This is a genomic window from Auritidibacter sp. NML100628 (genome assembly GCF_003185985.1).
GTDB classification, from domain to species: domain Bacteria; phylum Actinomycetota; class Actinomycetes; order Actinomycetales; family Micrococcaceae; genus Auritidibacter; species Auritidibacter ignavus.
This window is the reverse complement of the sequence record NZ_QHLP01000022.1, coordinates 1-17390: the sequence shown is the minus strand read 5'-3', so window position 1 is coordinate 17390 and position 17390 is coordinate 1. Positions and strand designations below refer to the sequence as shown.

Annotated in this window: 6 protein-coding genes; all 6 read right to left on the bottom strand. The window is 60.8% G+C overall.

The window, feature by feature from the left end; all coding sequences use genetic code 11:
- Window positions 1–191 precede the first annotated feature (191 nt).
- Window positions 192–2666: a 3'-5' exonuclease gene (locus DCC24_RS11460; protein WP_110100039.1), complete on the bottom strand. Its 2475-nt coding sequence runs from the start codon at window positions 2664–2666 to the stop codon at window positions 192–194.
- Window positions 2666–8797: a DEAD/DEAH box helicase gene (locus DCC24_RS11455; protein ID WP_233492081.1), complete on the bottom strand. Its 6132-nt coding sequence runs from the start codon at window positions 8795–8797 to the stop codon at window positions 2666–2668. Before DCC24_RS11455 ends, DCC24_RS11460 begins: the two co-directional genes overlap by 1 nt.
- A gap of 308 nt (window positions 8798–9105) precedes the next feature.
- Window positions 9106–13752, bottom strand: coding sequence for a class I SAM-dependent DNA methyltransferase (locus DCC24_RS11450; RefSeq protein WP_110100037.1), 4647 nt, complete (start codon window positions 13750–13752; stop codon window positions 9106–9108).
- Window positions 13752–16829 (bottom strand): helicase-related protein, encoded by a 3078-nt coding sequence (locus DCC24_RS11445; RefSeq protein WP_110100036.1) that lies wholly within the window; start codon window positions 16827–16829, stop codon window positions 13752–13754. The genes DCC24_RS11450 and DCC24_RS11445 overlap by 1 nt, the downstream gene beginning before the upstream one ends.
- Before the next feature lie 203 nt (window positions 16830–17032).
- On the bottom strand, window positions 17033–17194 hold the full coding sequence (locus DCC24_RS12110) for a hypothetical protein (RefSeq protein ID WP_158278452.1): 162 nt from the start codon (window positions 17192–17194) through the stop codon (window positions 17033–17035).
- A gap of 64 nt (window positions 17195–17258) precedes the next feature.
- Window positions 17259–17390, bottom strand: a 132-nt coding sequence (locus tag DCC24_RS11440; protein ID WP_136089821.1) for an integrase core domain-containing protein, incomplete at its 5' end; no start/stop codon positions are given.

The window sequence follows — 17390 nt, the reverse complement described above, 5'->3', positions numbered from 1 at the left end:
AACTGGACTAGATCCTGCTGTGGCTCCAACCCGCTAGAGCCACAGAGCGCTATCGCACTTTTGCCGTTTCATGACATGTTTTCTAATAGTCGTAATTGCCAGCTGACTCAAACCACGGGACAGAACTTCAACGGCGCCCCTGCGCACTTGGAAAGTGTGGGATAAACGCTCCAACTTCAGCCGGACCGCGCTTACTCCTCGCCAACAGGCAGCATCGGGCTCTGTTTGCCCACGTAGGTGACGTACAGGTTGTCGCGAGCGCGGGTTGCTGCGACGTAGAGAAGCGAGCGTTCACGCAGCAGGAAGTCTTCGCGTGCATCTTCCGATGTCATCCGGCGGAGCATCTTTGCGGGGATGACGTCTTCGCCAACCCCCATGAGGACAACGTTGACGAACTCTGTCCCCTTTGCCCGGTGCATGGTGAGGACAACGGGTGCGCCGGTCGGCATCTTTCCGCGGTCTGCGCTCTTGACGGTGATGCCTGCTTCGCCGAGTCTGCGCACAATGTCGGCCTGCTGCCGGGTGTTGCGCACCAGGATGCCCATTTCTTCGGGCCGGTGACCTTCCTGCTGGGCGTATTCGAGCCACGAGCGCACCAGCTGCCCAATGTGTTCGGCTTCTTCATCCGGTGTGGCAAAGCCCTGTACCTTCGGGGAGTATCCGTCGCGGACAGACCTGTACCCGTGCAGCGTTGCGGCGTCACCGTCGCTGTCAACGAATGTATGGCCTTCGAGAATTTGCATGGCGAAGTTCAGAATCTTGCGCGTGGTTCGGTAGTTCAGTGTCAGCCGTCGCGAACGTCCCACAATCTGAATGCCCATGCGGGACAGCACGATCGGTTTGCCGTAGATCCGCTGGTGGGCGTCTTCGGCCAGGAACATGTCGTTGCGGCCTTCGGGCGCCAGTGCGCGCAAGAATATCCAGGCGCCCGGCGTGAGGTCTTGTCCTTCGTCGATCAGCACATGGTCGGCCACATATCCGCCGCGCCGCTGCGCTGCTCCAGCCCCGGGGACATCGACTGCACGTGCGCGGGCAGCCAGAACCGCGGCCGCGATGTGCCGCGATTCCTCCCAGCTGACAGACTCTGCCCCCGACCCCTGTGCGCGGTATGCCTCGAAGGCATCCCACACTGCGTCGCGCTGGCCGCGGCTGAGCCGCACTCTCCTGTTGGGCCGCCTGACCCTCAGATACTCCTTGCGTTCGGTAATGCCATTGGGAAGCACAATCTGCTGGTATTCGTCCCGCAGGAACTCCTCGTCGCTGCCGCGTTCGGGCAGCTGTTCGGCGTACATGGTTGCCACGCGCTGCCACAGTTCGTCTTTGTTATCGGCGCGACGCTGAATCACGGTTGTCCGCGCGGTGCCGAGCACGCTTTGCGCAGCCAGCGCGAGTTCGTCTTCCTCTGCTTTCATAAGCACTTCACTCACGAGCGCATCCACGTGCTTGATGTGCATGCCGTCCTGCCCGAGCCCGCTTGCTCGCGGGGTGACCGGGTCGAGTTTCTGCACTTGTTCGACAAGGCTGTCCGCCAGTGTCGATGTGAAGGTCGTCAGCACCACACGAGGTGGAGTTCCGGCTCCGATTGCATCGGAGCCTTGTCCGTAGATCCCCTCGCCTTTGCCGTAGGCAAGGCGGACTGCCCGGTGCACGAGGACGACTGTTTTGCCGGTCCCGGCACCGCCGGTGAGTCGGAAGGGGCCTTTGTAGTCCTTCCAGGCGTATCGCCGCTGTTCTGGGTGAAGGAACACTCGCCAAGCACTGAAATCGTTGTCTTCGAATACACGGCGCAGCTCTTCTTGGTCGTCGCCGAAGTCAGCGAATGTCAGACGCGCGGCGGGTGCGCGCAGACCTTTAAGCAGTCTTTCGTCGTCATCACGAGCATCATCTGCTGCAGCATCCGCGCCGGCAGACCCCGCGATGCCGAGCTTGTCCCGCACTTCATCGATACTCAATCCGGCGGCCAGATCGAGCAGTGCATCGGCCTGCCATTCCGGCGCGCTGACGCGATCGAGGACTGTCAGCAGAGCATCGACGCTGCTGACAGCGCGGGCTTCGGCAATGTATTTGGGACTCAGTCCCAGCTGGTCGCGCAGGTGTTCGTCGGTGAGAGCGCCCAAGGTTTCAGCCAGGGGTTTATCACCGAAGACAACATCGTGTGGTCCGGCCGCGGGCACCTCGGCAGGGGGTTCCGCGGTACCGGGAGGAACATCCGCACCGGCCTCCGCACCCGACTCCACAACGGGAGCACCAGCAGATGGCGCACCCGCGGCAGAGGCATCCTCAACCGGGTCCTGCTCCTTCTGCGCGCTGAGCTGAGCGTCGAATTCTTCGTGATCGACTTTGTCGACCACGTGAATTTCGGACACACCGCTGACGGGGTTGAAGTCCAGGGTGATCTTCTTGGCCAGCTCAATGGCCTTGTCGTGGGGGAAGAAGCCGTAGATCAGCCAGTGGGTGCCGCCGTTTTCATTGAGTTTGAACAGGACGGCTCGCCAAAAAACATTGACCCGCCCGGTGCGAACCCGCTTGTCCCGCGAATGGTGAATCGGCTCAATATGCAAGCCCACACCGGTTGGGTCGCTGTTGAGCTTCCCAATGAAGTCGAGCACGCGCGACTTGATGGAACCGTCGACTTTGAGCGCACTCGTGTGCAGCGTAAACGCCATCAGCTGTCCCCTCCACTATTGACGAGCAATGTAGCCACGATGTCCTCCACCGTGGGTTTGACGACCGTCCACCCTTCGTCCGTGAGGTCAGCGATGTCTTCGTCTTCCGGTTCGAACAGCACGACGACTTTCTGTTCACTCCAGCTGAAGTCCATCGGGATGCCTCCGGCGGACTCTTCACCGATGTCAGGTACCGGCGTTCCCGGGTGTTGGGCGAGTTCGCCCAACAGCTGTCGTTCGCTGTCTCCCAGCAGGTCATCATCGAGCACCCTCGCCCACTGCGGAACCGCACTTTCAACCTCGATACCGGCAGCCCGTTGAACATCGGGACGTCGGCTGGGCACGGCGTCAACGCTCTGCTGCTGGGTGACGGTCGCAATGGTCGCTTCGCCGTCGCTCAGCTGTCGGAAGTTGAGCAAGTTGCTCAAGTGCAGCCAGGTCTTCCACGCCTCCATAAAGCCTTCCGCCCCGTAGTCACGGTCATCGAGCAGCGCGGCGATCGTCGGGCTGGAGTGAGATGCGGTGGGAGGCTGCACCATGACGGACAAGGGCCCGCTCTTCCACACCGACACCTGGTCATTCCCCGCTGGAGCGTCCCCGGAGGTCATGGCTTCCATGAGCGCCGTGTACAGGCCGCGTTCGGCATCGACGTCTACGGCTTTGCGGATGAAGAACATGGGAGCCCACCGGCCCACGTACGTGTATTCGCGCGGGATGAGTTCGTCGGCACCGACGCTGCGCATGTCGAGCACCAACCGCAACAGATATTCCATCGGGTTGCGCAACAGCTCGGTTGTGCGGGTTGTCCAGTCGATGCGCTTGTCGTGGATGATCTTCGCTTCCACCTTCGGCGAGAACCACTCCGGCATATCTGCTTGCCGCCCGACAGCTGCCGTTTCGACATCGTCGTGTGTTAGTGACACAACAGCGTGACCCTGCCCGCGCAGGTAGGCTCGTTTCGCGGCATCGTCCGCAAGCCGTTGGTGGCTGTGGATAGCGTGATATCCGAAACCGTCGGTGTAGATGTAGATCGACGGGACCTTCGGCACATTGCAGCTCAGTTCGAAGTCGGGTTTTGTCACACCGTCGACTTGCGGCTGCGGTTTGAGTGTCCACTCCAGCGCAATCCCGGGCCGTGACAGAGTCAGTCGGCTAAGTCCGCTGTGGTCAACGGTTTCGCGCACGTCCATGCCGGCTTTCTGCATCCGCTCCCGGAACACCTGGAAGAACCGCCCCTCAAGGACCGAGGCGAAGCTTGCCTTTTCTGGTTCTTCTTCCGTTGTCTCCCACACGTCTTCCGGACCGGGCATGGAGCTGCGTCCGGCGGTGAGGATCAGTTCGAGAGCTCGTTCGGCGCTTGCTCGGCTGACCATTTGGCCTGGTTGTTCGAACGGGAGGATGCAGTTGGAGCACGCGTTGACGCTGTCGGTCTTGCAGGCGCAGCTGCGAACGGTTTGCCACGCGTCCCACAGGATCTTCCAGACGTTTGCCGGTTCGGCCAGTTCCGCCAGGTATCCGGTTCCGCCGGGCACTTGGTCGTGCAGCAGCAGAGCGGATACCACACCGCCCTCAGTTTGCGGTGCTTCTGTGCGCAGGATCCCAATGTGGGTGGGTTCACCGCCCAATCGCTGGGTCAGGCCCAAGCGGATGGCTGCTTCGAGGCTGGGCACTGCATAGGAATCGCCCACCAGCAGTGCTGCCGGCAGCCGCAGCAGCGCACCCTGGGTGTCGAGGGTGTGGGTCAGCACGAGCGTGCGATTGTTTTCCGTCAGAGCCTTGCGGTAAGCACACCACGGCCTGTGGTCGGTGGGCTTGTTTTCGTTGGCCATGCTGTCCAACTGGCCGCAGCCTTCGCAGACGGTGAAGCCCACACTTTTGACCTCTTCACCGCTGGCCATCAACGGTCTTCCGCTGGCGCGTGCACCGAAGTTGACGGTCCGCACGGCAACGGAGCTGAGGTAGGCCGCACCGAAGTCATAGCCGTCGGTGTACCACACGCGCTGTGCTCTGGACTTGTCGATGTCAGCCAGCGCGCGGATTTCAAAGGAGCGCTGCCTGCGGTCATCATCGCGGTCAGAAATGCGTGCTTCGTCGCGGTTGACCATCGCCAAGACCTTGCGCAGGGCGAGCGCCTGAACGCGCTGGCCCGCATCGGCAATGCCCTGGCTGGTGCAGCGCGGGCATTCGCGCATTGTCATGTCCGCGGTGCGTGAATCGTGCGTGTAACCGCACTCGGGACACAGGCTGAGCGTGTAGACATCGGATTCGTCGATGCCGAAGTCAACCGCGTCGACGCGAATGGCCATTCCCTGCCCGTAGAACGTGGCCCCGGGGGCGAAGTCGCGGATGGCCAGGCTGGTGCCGCGCTCAATTGTGAAGGAGTCGCTTTGGTATTCGACTTCGCCGCGCTGTTCGTTGCTCCAGCGGACGCTGACGTCGAGTTCTGTTGTGTCGTCCAGCAGTGTGTAGTTGGGAAGCAGGCCCGCCAGTTCGAGCGCGCTGATCCAGTAGTCGTGGCTGCGGAGGGCTTTTTCGGCCGCCCGCTGTGCTGCTCGGGCTTGACGGAAGGCGCGCTTGTCTTCGTCGTCGCCTACGGTGTCCGCTCTTTCAAGGTTTGGCAGGCTCGCAGAGATTTCCCTGAGCCTACGCTGCAGCTGTTCGCGTTCGTCGGTGTAGCGACCGCGTGCTTTCCACAGTGCTGAAGCCAGCCCGGAATCACCGTCGTCATTCACCGCTGCCCACTGGCGCAGCTCTTCTGCGGCTTCGCGGACGAAGCCGTCCAGGCTGCCCAGGAACTCATCGACATGTTCGGGCCCGCTGTGCGTGTTCTTCTCAGCCAGCGCCAGCAGGTACTGTGACGGTTTCTCTCCGGCAGAAAAGAGGTCGAGTGCTGTCTGCGGTTCCACGGCCTCACCGTCATCGGCGATGAGGTCGCACAGGTACGCCAGATACTGACGTTTGATGATTTCGACAGCATCCAGGTACGTAGCTGGTGGAACGACAGCGCCGTTGATGATGCTTTCGGGGTTGTTCAGTGTTGCAAGCTCACGGCCGCGCCCAGTGACGAATGCCAGGTTCAGCGCATTACCGGTCAGACGGCCAGCACGGCCCACGCGCTGCACGTAAGAGGCAACGGTTCTTGGCAGTGAGGCGAGCATGACGCTGGAAAGATCGCCGATGTCGATGCCCATCTCAAGCGTCGGTGTGGCCACCAGAACATTGGGGGCTGCCGGATTATCCGCACTGCCTTTGAAGCCGTCTTCGTATTCACGGCGGGTTTTGTCGCTGAGGATGCTCGAGTGTTCACGCGCAACGATCCTCGACAGGTTCCCACCCCGGTACAGGCCCCGGTAGAAGTTCGGGCCGATGTCGTTGCGCTCCAGCTGACCGGAGCAGCCCACCAGCAGACACGGTGTGCCCTCGAGTGCCGTCGCGCCTGCTTCTGCTATGGGGAAGTCGGTGCGGCACACCGAACAGATGAGCCGCGGTGCGGGCCCGTCAGGCAGGATGAGTTCGACGTTGTCAGGTTCAAGCCCGTAGACGCGGCCATCGCCGTTTTCCACGGTGGTACAGGTCAACAATCCCACCGAGGTGAGTTTGGCCAGCAGGTCCCGGGCCAGCACGGCACCGTGAGATTTGGACACACCCAGAACCTTCGCGGTGTAGCGGGCGTACCAACCGGCTGGACTGTCAGCGGGTTCAAAAGCAGATTCAGTACTGCCGCCCTTAATTCCGACGGTGGGGAACGCCGGTGCACTGCGACCGCGCGGGAAGGCAGGCATTCCGTCATTGCGGCGACGTTTGCCCCAAATCCAGATGCGCGCTCCCCTGTTGCTCTTGTACTTATCGAGCCATTCGTGGTTGATGGCACCGCTCGTGCGCATGTGATGGAGCACGCCGCGCACCCACGCTTCACGGCGAACAGGGTCAGTGAAGAAGTCATCGTCGAACTCAGCAGCTGCCTGAACGGCATCGACCGTGAACAGCTCGTCAACAGCGTCGAGTGTGCCTTTGGGCAGGGATACGAGCGCGGACAGCGCACCTGTGGTTTCGAGTGTGCGGCCGTAGCGGGCCTGCAGCCCGAATTCGAGTGCAGTGTCGAATTCCAAGCGCTTTTCCACCTGGCGGCGGCCCTGGCGGGCAGGTGAGTGCGGTCGTCGCCACCAGTCGGCAATCTTGGGGAAACGATCGCCCGTCATTTCCGGCGGCAGAAGCCTGTAGCGTTCGCTTGCCGTCTGGGCAGCATCTGCCATTGCGGCAGCCAAGTCACTCAGCCTGATGCCATCACCAGCAGCGTGGGCCATGGCTGCGCGCAGCGTCAGAGTGTGCGAACGCGATTCGACAAAACCGGCCCGATGGGCGGCATCCTGCACGGAGTCAGCAAAGACGAGGGTCTTCTTTTCGTCAGCATCGAGTTCGTGTTCACCGAACACGGTCGACAGGGCAACTGACAGCATGGTTGCCACAGCCGCTCCCAGGAACCGGATGGCGTCACGTTCACCGCAGGCCGGGCAGGTGTCAGACTGTGAGCGTTCATCAGCCTCCTTGCCGTCAAAGCGAAGCACGGGCACGATGAGGCCCTCATCAAATTCCGCCGCGTATTCATCACTGACAGTCAACCCGAAGACATCTTCGGCTTTGATGAAGTCACGGGTCTCCACACGGTAGCCCCACAGACGTTCGTGCTGGTAAGCGTCATCACCGTCATGTTCACGGAATTCCGCGGCCTCGGCTTCAGCCAGGATGAGTGTGCGCACCGCGGTAGAGCCGCGCACGGCTTCACGGCGAATATTCGCATCAGAATCTGCCGCTGCGAGTTTGAGTTCGCTCTCCGGACTGCGCATTGCCGCCCACCCGGAGCGCCCACAGTTGCGGCAGTACTGGGCGGGCAGAACCGGCGCTGCGGTGTCGTCCGCTGCGCCGTCATCAAACCAGCGGAATGCCGGCTGCAGGCTGATTTCACGGTCAATACGGCTGAGCGCACGCACCCACAGGTGAACATCGACCGTAGGAGCGGCGAGCTTTTCCCGGCTGCGCACCCAGCTGAGCCCCGCAACAACCAGTGCCACGTATTCGTATACGTTGCCGGTGGTGCGGCGGGCGCTGGGAATGAGCGCGTGGGCAAGATCGCGAATGTGCACTGCCGTGCGCGTCTGCTCATACAGCTGACCCAACCACGCATTGCCCTTGACGGCGCTGAGCCACTGTGCAGAATCTTCTCCCAGGCTCGACCGAATATCGTCCCATTCAGTGGCATCCAGTGCTGCCAGTGTGGTTTCTGTGCTCGCCCGCTTCAGCTGGAACGTTGTTGCCAGTGCCCGCCGTGCCCTGTCTTCGTGGTTTTCGCCCCGAGCGATCCATTCGAGCGCTGCACCGATGTTGAGTACTTCGAAGTCAGCGGCCTCCAGCTGCTTTTGCTGTTCTGTCAGCTGCCCACCGGGAAGTTCGGTCCATTCGGCCACAGAGTAGCGGGACTCTGTCACGACCGCGTCGGAGTTGAATTCTTCGCCGAACACGGTGTGGGCAAAACGCAGAATGTCGTCGGGTCCAGCGTTGTCGCCCATGGTTGCGGAAGTCGCAACGGGTGTCACCCTGCCTAGCGGTCGCTGCCGGTGGGCGTCGGTAATCCGAGGGTCGCTGTCCGGCCAGTGTTTTTTGAGTTTGAGACCCAGCCTGCGCAGCAACATGGACACGTCGGTGCCCTGAGCGCCGTCGTAGGTGTGGAATTCATCGAGCACCAGGTACTGCAGTGACAGGGCGCTTTCTTCCCACAGGCGCGCATCGGCTTGGCGCAGCAGCAGCTGGTTGAGCATCTTGTAGTTGGTCAGCAGGATGTCCGGCGGGTTACCGCGAATGGCTTCTCGGACGTTGATGAGTCCGTCTGCTGTTACGGCCGAACGTTCAGAATCCCCGGTTTCACCCGTGTAGATTGCCGCGCGGATGCCCTGGAACTGAGGGTCGGTGGTGATCATCTGTGCCAAGCGCTGGGCCTGGTCGGTGGCTAGAGCGTTCATGGGGTACAGGATGAGCGCGCTGATGCCTGCCCCGCCCGCGCGTTTGTAGCGGACCACGTGGTCGAGGATCGGGTAGAGGAAGGACTCTGTTTTACCCGAACCCGTGCCGGTGGTCACGAGGGTGGGCTTGGGGCGTTCGTGCGGTGCGAGGCCCCGAGTGGACAGGCGGGCGAAGGCTTCTGCCTGGTGGCCATAGGGAGTGTGTTTACCCGGCGTAATGTCGAGCGGATTGTCGGTGCGTGCGCTCGGTTTGAACGGGGTGCGAGTGCGAATGTACGGCCCGCGGAAAATGCCCGACTGTTCTTCCGTGAGGAACTCTTCCAAAGCGTGCTGTGCTGCTGAGTCCGCTAGACCGAAGGTAGTCGTCAGGTAGTCGCGCAGAGAATCCTGGATGGTCTGCGCTTGGAGGGTCGGAAGTAGCTGGCTCACAGTTCACCCCCAAAGCGGCGCTCGAATTCCGCATAGGCTGTGCGCATGTCCTCTTCCCTGTCCAAAGTGATGAACGGCGGCACGTACTCATAGGTATAGCCCTGAGCGTTCGTTGCCGTGAAGTCGTCAGAGCTTGCGCTGTCGCCCAACGTTTCCCACACCTTAAGCACATCCCCAGGGACCAGCCGCCCGTTGACGTCATACCAGCGAGCGCCCTGGCCCCGTCCCTGGTCATAGCCGTACAGAACGGGGAACTGCGTGCGGTACACAGCGCACAGCTCATCAGCCGTAATGCCAAGGCTCAGAGCAACGAGCGCGTCTATTTCGACCTGTGCCTGATATCGGTCAGCGGCCAGACGGAGAGGCGACGCGGGAGTCCACGTGGAGGACACGTCACCAAGGGGGACAGACCTTGCAAAGCGGTGAGAACATGTCCACTTGTCGTCGGAAGAGACAAGTGACGCAGCGTCATTCCACAGTTCTGCGTATTCGTCCGTCAGGCAGTTGAGGCGCAAGACCCGCAATGCCAGAGAACTCCGCAGTCCCAGCGTAAATTCCGGGTGGGGCAGTCGCCTCACCTGAGGGAAACCGATCTCAGATTTTGTCACCACCCGAATGGCAAAGTCGTTGAGCAACGATCCTAGGACGCCCGCTGCAAGAACCACCGAAGCATGATCGCCCTGCGGGAATGCAACCGTGTGCACTGGGTTCACGTGAGCGGCACCCGGCGGAATGATTGCCGGGATGAGTGTCCTTTCGCCCGTATTCGCAGCCATTCGACGCCACGCAATGCGGTAGTAATCGCGCGCGGACACGCGCTCGCCGCCCACATCCCAGTGGGTGTAAGACGAGTCGTACTGGCCGTCGTGCACCGGCTTGTACCCCGTCACAGGGATTGCATCAGGCGGCAACTGTTCCAGATCGACGTCTGACCAGTCGAGGTTATTGGTCATTGACTGGTTGGGCTGTTTATAGAACGGGTCAGCAACATGCAGGTGCGGCCCCTGCAAGATGACGCCCTTCCAGGACTCAGGCCCACCCCACTCTTGAATGAACCGGCCATTTTTTCTGTCAATTGATTCATCCCAGCCACGGCTGAACATGGGCTCCAGTTCACCGACTCGCGGTGCACCCGAAAGTTTCTCGAGTACTGACTCCGCTGAACGGTTGACGGAATACACCATGGCTGGCGACGCAGCGTTCTGGTCTTCATCGCCGTGAAATTTCTGCCACTGCGCTAGAGTGAGGCGGTCCACATGGACGATGCGGTTTGCGTGAGGGCGTAGGTCCCACTGCCCTTCCGGGTTCTTCAGACCGGGTTCTTCGCCACTTCCGTCGTGCAGGAGTGAGCGCTCCGCGGTGTCGGGATGGTAGAGATTGACAGCCTGGATAAATTCAGGTGCACGGCTCTTTCCGTATACATGAACGCCATATTGCACGTGATGGTCAATCTCGAACAGCATAAGTTCGTTGACGAACTGCCAGTGTCGGCGCAAACGTCGGTACGCGCCACCGCGAAGATTCACAGCTTTTTGATCTGTCAGGTGGGTTTCGGGGTGGATCAGTCCCACAATTCCATCGTTGCTGACGTGTTTCCACGTCTGCTCCATAAAGCAGCGGTACAAGTCGGGCTGAGTTCCAGAAATCAGCGGATAAGTCGTCTTGTTCCTGACAAATTCCGCCAAGCAGACGACGTCTGTAGAACCATCGGTCACGAACTCGTGAGCCCCTGGTGCTTCTAGAGTCCGCGTCCTACGTTCGTTCTTGGCGGCCTGGGACGGTTTGTGGGCGAGAGTCCACCACACATCAAACTCTGCCAGTAGAGCTTCGACATCCCCACGAGGCCGCACCCAGGGTGGATTACCCACCTGCAGGTCAAAACCACCACGGCTGAAGACAGTCGCGAAGTCGAGTTCCCAGTGGAAGAAACCGTGCTGCTGGGCGATCTGTTCTGCTTTCTGCAGCCACGGGGTCTGCTCAACAAAAGAAGCGACATCAGCGACTGCTCCCGCGTAGACTCTGTCGTTGTATTCGGCATCGCCCAGAGCATCCCAGTTGATGTCCTCATCGAGCATCGACTGCCCATGTTTCCGGGCAGTGGCTACACCCCGTCGGCGCTCAAAGGGCGTACCCAGCAATTGCTCCAAGCCATCGAGCCATTCATCGACCGTGGGTGGCTGTGCCTCAATTTCTGTCAGGGGCCAGAACCACAGGGCACACCAGGCATCCATCACACGGCGCAGCCGCTGGTAGGAACCATTTGCATCCCGCAGGGCCTCTTCGATTTGCGCGCGGGTAACGGTCGAACCGGGCAGCGTTTCTTCCCGGCCCCACAGGGGAACGGTCCGCCGCATTTCTGCTTCGGCAATCAGCAGCCTGTGCAGGGCAAATTCCCACACCGCGTCGACCCGCTCCGACAGCGCCTGCAGCCGTTCCACGTGCGCTTTTGTCAGCTTCTTCCGGGTGGAGTTCCGCCAGGTGCGCAGGGCTTTTGCCCCTTCCGGTGCGAGCTTCTTGTCCTGTGAGGAGTCAGCTGCGGCGCCCCACCCATCACCGGGCAGCAAGAACTGGTACACGGTTCCCAGTGTGCGGGTTTCACTCATCGGCACCCTGGTGGGTGACTGCGTCAGCCAGTCCTTCGCATCGATCTGTGCCTTGGTATACGTAGAACGGCGAGCACCAATGAGCGAATTGCCGCGACGCAGGCGCAGCCCAAACCACGGTGCAGCCAGGCCTTTGACCATGGTGCCCAGCCACAGGGTGATTTCGGCCAGTTCCACAGCTGTCGAATTGAGGTCAACGCCGTACACATTGTGCAGGGCAATGTACGCTTTCGTCCTCTGCAGCTGTGCCGGATAGTCGCCCGGATCGATCTTCTGGCCCAGCTCATCCTGACGGCGCTTGAGGTAGGCCTGGGCCAGCTGATTAACGGCCTCCAGAGCGAAGGCTCCGGAGCCCAGGGCGGGTTCGCACACCGTGAGCTGCAGAATGTCCTCCGCACTCATGTCATCAGTGATGAGCTCTTCGAGTGCCTGCGACACGGTGAAGCGGGTCAGTACTTCCGGTGTGTAGTAGGAGGCTGACTGTTGGCGTTCCCGGCCTGACAGGCGGAACACGAAGCTGTCCTGCGGGTGCAGAACCTTTCGACGTTCCCCCGTCACCGAATCTTCGTAGGTGACGAAATGCTTCTGTTCGATCTCTTCGGCTTCACTGACGGGAACAACCCATGAACCCTTGTCCGCTTTGCCATCGGGCGCGACTTCGTAGAGGTCGGTTTCGGCAAAGAAGCCCGTATAGGACATGAGCCCTTCATAGACCCTGCCCAGCTGGTTGATGCCGAGTTCGGCGTAGCTGATGAAGCCGCGGTCGCGTTTGCCCGTTTCCCTGGTCATGAGCAGACGCGACAGCACGTTCTGCAGCTGTTCGTTGCTCAGCCCCACCTGGTCGATGTACTTGGTGGCCTCGCGGCTGAACAGGTCAGCTTCGAGGGAATGGAACACAAGGCCTTCGGAATCAGCCTCCGCCGGGTCCTCTGTGCGCAGTTCGTTGTGTCCGTCTTGAACCAGGCGGAACAGAACGGCCAGGGAGTCGTACAGGTGAGTGCCGCTGCCGGAATTCGTAATGGGCACCAAGGTGAGATCACGCAGACGGTCCAAGCTGTAGCCCGCCTGGTACTCGGCGGTGCCGGCGGGCACAACCTCGAGTTCCGGGGACGCTTCCGAATACAGCAGGAACAGAATGCGGTAGAGAAAGCGCAGGGCTTCTTTTGCCAGTTCCTGCGCTTCGGACTGCGGCAAGGGTTCGAGCCCCTGTTCCCGCCGCCTGCGCACAACATCGTTGGCAATGATTTCAATGGACTCGCGGACAGCTTCGCGCAGATCGTCCGATACGGATTCCGTGAACTTCACGGACTCTTCCAGCACGCCGCTGAACCAAATGGACTCATCGGCATTCGGGGCGAGCGCTGCGGCGGATGCCAGTGCGAAGAAGCGGTCAACGGCACCGTTCTTCTTGGTGTCATTGCGCTCAAACAGCAGGCTTAAGTCAATGGCCACATAGCGGCCTTCCTGCCACCTCTGCTGTTCTGTCAGCAGCGCGTATTTGCCGGCCAGCACCAGAGCAAAAGCAGGGGCGTTGTCTTCAGCAAAACGCTGAGACAGGAACGCTCCGGCCGAATCGAAGTCCTCGGTTCTTTCGGAGTCTTCGACCGGCAAGTGCATGGGCTCAAGCAGGGTGGCGGCGTGCTTGTCGAGAAGCGCTTCAACATCGTCCTGTGGGCTGGCAAACACAATGAGCGTGTGGAGGGATTCGACTGAACCGCCCCGGGCTTCCAAGTAAGGAGCTTCGGAACCGTCCGCGTTCTGCGGGGTTTCAATGCTGAACTGTCCGGTGAAGTAGCCCAGCAGATCAAGCAGGTCTCGGTAGAAGTCAATAACAGCGTCCGAGTCAGCGACCTCTAGGCGCATGAGCTTGCCCAGGAGCTGCCCGCGTTCACCCGACCAGCGTGACAGCGGTGTCGGGGTATCTTCTGCGTCGAACTGTTCGCGCAGTTCCTTCACGAACTTCTGAAAGGACTGTTTGGAAGCACCGGACGTGAAGAAGTCATCGCTCATGAAGTCCTGAACTACGGTGATTTCTTCCATCAGGCGTTCCTCTCTGAACGGTCAGCGGCTGATTCCGGAACAACAAGCACCAGCGGGCGGATCAGCGTGCGGCTGGGCTTCATCTGACTGATGAGCGTTTCCTGGTCAACCACGCGGTGAGTGCGCTGCTTAAGCGTCTGCGTCTGGTTGAGCTCAAGAGCAGCCTGGCGCCACTGACCCGTCTGGTCCATCCAGTCCCGCACGCGCTGTTCAGCGTGCTGTGCAGCAGCGTCGGTGAGGTTCTTGACCTCGCTGTTCATCGTGTCGAAGGCCTGCGCAACAAGCGGCTGGTATTCCGAAAGGTCGATCGTGCCTGCGTTCGAGCGAGCCTCAGCGATACCGGTTTCGCGCAGGAAGTCCTTCACCCGTACGACCTCTTGCTGAAGCGCAAAGCCCAAGTCCTTGGGGAACATGAGGTCGCGGTACATGAGTGACACCGTGAGTCCGCGCTCATTGAGCAGTGCCGCCTGCATGAGCACGTGCGGTTCCTCAACGGTGCCCGTGACCGCGTAGATTCCACCTCGTTTTTCAACACCCGAAAGAGCACGGTCAGCCGACCATTCCAGCAGTGGGTGTAGCGGACCCAGGAAGTGGGCAGCCGGCCACAGGCTGGTGGAATTGGGGTCATTGCGAGCCTCGTCAACGGACTGACGGCCCTTGTCTTTGCTGGTGGCAACCAGGAAGCGGTTTTTGATGTCACGTTCGGTGCGGTACGACTGGGGCAGTGCTTCCAGGCGGCGCATGAGGTCGTGTGGCGGCTGGAGTTCGGCCATCGACTGGTTGGGGTGTTCATCCCAGCCGACTCCCCCGCCGGCCCCATCAGAGGCCAGCTGTTCAAACTGCTTGTCGTTGTAGACAGACGCCAGCGAATCCCGCAGGAAATCGACCGCACGGTCATACACGTACAGGCCGTTGGAGCTGCGCGGGCCTTCGGGCTGGGTGGTGGTGGGGTTGTCGAGGTCAGCGTCGGGGTCGTCGTCGAAGATGCTGAAGAAGTCATCGAAGTCGGCGTCGTCGACGTCCGGGATGACGGTGTCGATGTCTTCGCGGCGATCCAGCGCTTCGCGGATAGCGCGCTCTTCGGCTTCAGCCGTGTAGCGGCCCATGAGAGCTGCCGCGTCGCCCAGAGCCTTGTGGGCTTGGTTTTCCTTTTCGATGAGCTTCTTGAGCACACGAATGTCACCGGCAAAGCCCTCGGTGTCAGGGTCAAGTACGAGCGTGGTGATCTGCGGTGGTTGAGTTTGGCCGTAGCGGTCAATACGGCCGTTGCGCTGCTCAATGCGGATGAGTGACCACGGGATGTCGTAGTGCACCAGGTGGTGGGAGTGGGAATGGAGGTTGACACCTTCTGAGGCGACATCGCCGGTGACCAAAACGCGCAGCGGCGAATTGGCCCTCTTGAAGGACTCGACAATGTCCTGCTGCTCTTCATCAGACAGGCCGCCGTGCAGAATTCCGACCTGGTCTTTGCGGAGTTTGAGGTCGGTTTTGAGGTTTTCCTGCAGCGATTCCAGAGTGGCAACCCGCTCAGCGAACACGACTGCGCGAGTTTCACCTCGGGAGCTGATGCCGATTTCCTTCAGGTAGTTCAGGAGCGCACCGTACTTGCCGGTCTGCTGTTTTTTGGCAGCGCGGTTGGCAGCGACTTCGTCTTCGAGTTCCTGGGCCAGCTGCTGCAGACGGCCCAGTGCGCGCCGTTCGCGTTCAACGGCTTCGGGGTCGGCGGCCGTAGTGCCGCGGCGCGGTGAATCAGCGGCAGCTTCGCCCGGCTTGGGCAAGCGGGCAAGGCGGTTGGTCACGGTTTCGAGCAGGGCTGTTGGGCTGGACAGGAAAGCCTTCGCCAGGGTCCAGGGGAACAGTGCGCTGCGTTCACCCGAATAGGGGCTGGAACCTTGCGGATGGAGCCAGACTTCGTCGAGTTCGCGGGCGAGTTCGTTTTCCTTGGGGCTGGCGGGAACGTGGATGGCACGGGGTTCCTCGCGTTCAGCCCAATCGGCGCCGACTTCGCGCCGGACATCGTCGGAGTAGCGGTGACGGCGGACAACCAGGCGGTCCAGCATTGTCTTATCGATGTCACCGCCGGGCAGGACCGCGGTGGGTTCGAGCAGGCGGATGAGTTCGGCGAAGGATTCCTTCTTGCCGTTGTGCGGGGTTGCCGAAGCCAGGATGAGAGCGTCCGTCTGCGCTGACAGGACTGAGGCCAGGCGGTTGTTGAGTGTCGACTGGTTGGTGACGTTGTGAGATTCGTCGATGACGACGGCATCCCACGTGTGGCGGCGCAGGTGCGCCATGTAGCGGTCGGACTTCAGGGTGTCGATCGAGATGATGACGCGTTTGAAGTACGCGAAGGGGTTGCGGGTGGCGGGCAGTTTGCGGCGGATGGCCTGGATACCCTGCGAGTCCAAGCGGATAAAGGGGATGGCGAACTTCGTCCACATTTCGTGCTGCATCTGCTCCAGCACATGTTTCGGGGTGACGATCAGGATCCGTTCGCCACGGCCGCGGCGGATGAGTTCGGACAGGATGAGGCCGATTTCGATGGTTTTGCCCAGGCCCACTGCGTCTGCCAGAAGGATCCGCGGGCGAAGGTTTGCAGGGTCAAGGATTTTGCGGACGGGTGTCTGCTGGTAGTCCTTGACATCGATCAGCATGCCGTCCGACAGGGTCGGTTCGGCGAGTTCTGCCGGCAGGGCGGTTTTGCTCAGGGCAGCTTCGAGCCACAGGCGGGAGTCCCGGAACTGGGGACTCGCGTCGTGCATAAGGGGAGCTTCTCGCGGGTCAAGGACTTGGACGTGGTCGATCGAATCGAAGAACGTGGCGGTCATGTCCCGGACGAGTTCCGAAACTCCGACAACGTCAATCCGGTTGGCCGGTTTTGTGGGGACGAGCTCCCGATGGTTGGCACGTTCGTAGACGGTGCGGACGTCGGTGACGAGCCATTCTTCATCGCGGACTAAGACGATGCTGCCCGGGGCGATATTCGTTTGGGAGGAGGCTTGTGAGGCCTGGGAGGAGGATTGTGCCGAGGCTGGCAGACCGCCGTTTGAAGAATCAGCAAGTTCAGGCTGTGCCGTCATCGTAGAAACCTCCTCTTCCCCCGCTACCGCCAGTGCACTGGAAGCAAGCTCTCGGTCGGCGCAGGAGCCATAGGTACGCGCAGAAACTCGCAACTATGGCTAGGGTAGTGGATTTCGCAGTCGGCATATAGGTTCGCGCGGGCGCGGCGCAATCCGGCCGAGGCACACATTCATTTTCACACGGCGAGCGCAATGATTTCAGATCACTGCAATGGCACCAGAATACTGCGTGGCATCTCGCCGTATTTGGCTGGCGTTGCAATACCGAATGTCAGAATGTCGTTTCTGTTCAAGATCGGTTCGACCGCGTTCTTCAACCAGCCACTGCGGATTTCTGAACGGTCGGCAACTTCATCCAGTGCCACAAGCACCTTATAAATCGAGCTGTCAGAGAATTGTCGGTACGACTTCTTTACTTGGCGAACCTTCTTAGGTGTAATTCCCCGTGAGGTTGTGAACGCGTTGGGCGGGCGTTGAGCCTCCGATGCCGGTGTGGGGTCGGTGGTGATTATAGTAGTGCAACCAGTCAGCATAGGTCTCGGCTCGGGCTTCGTCGCTGTA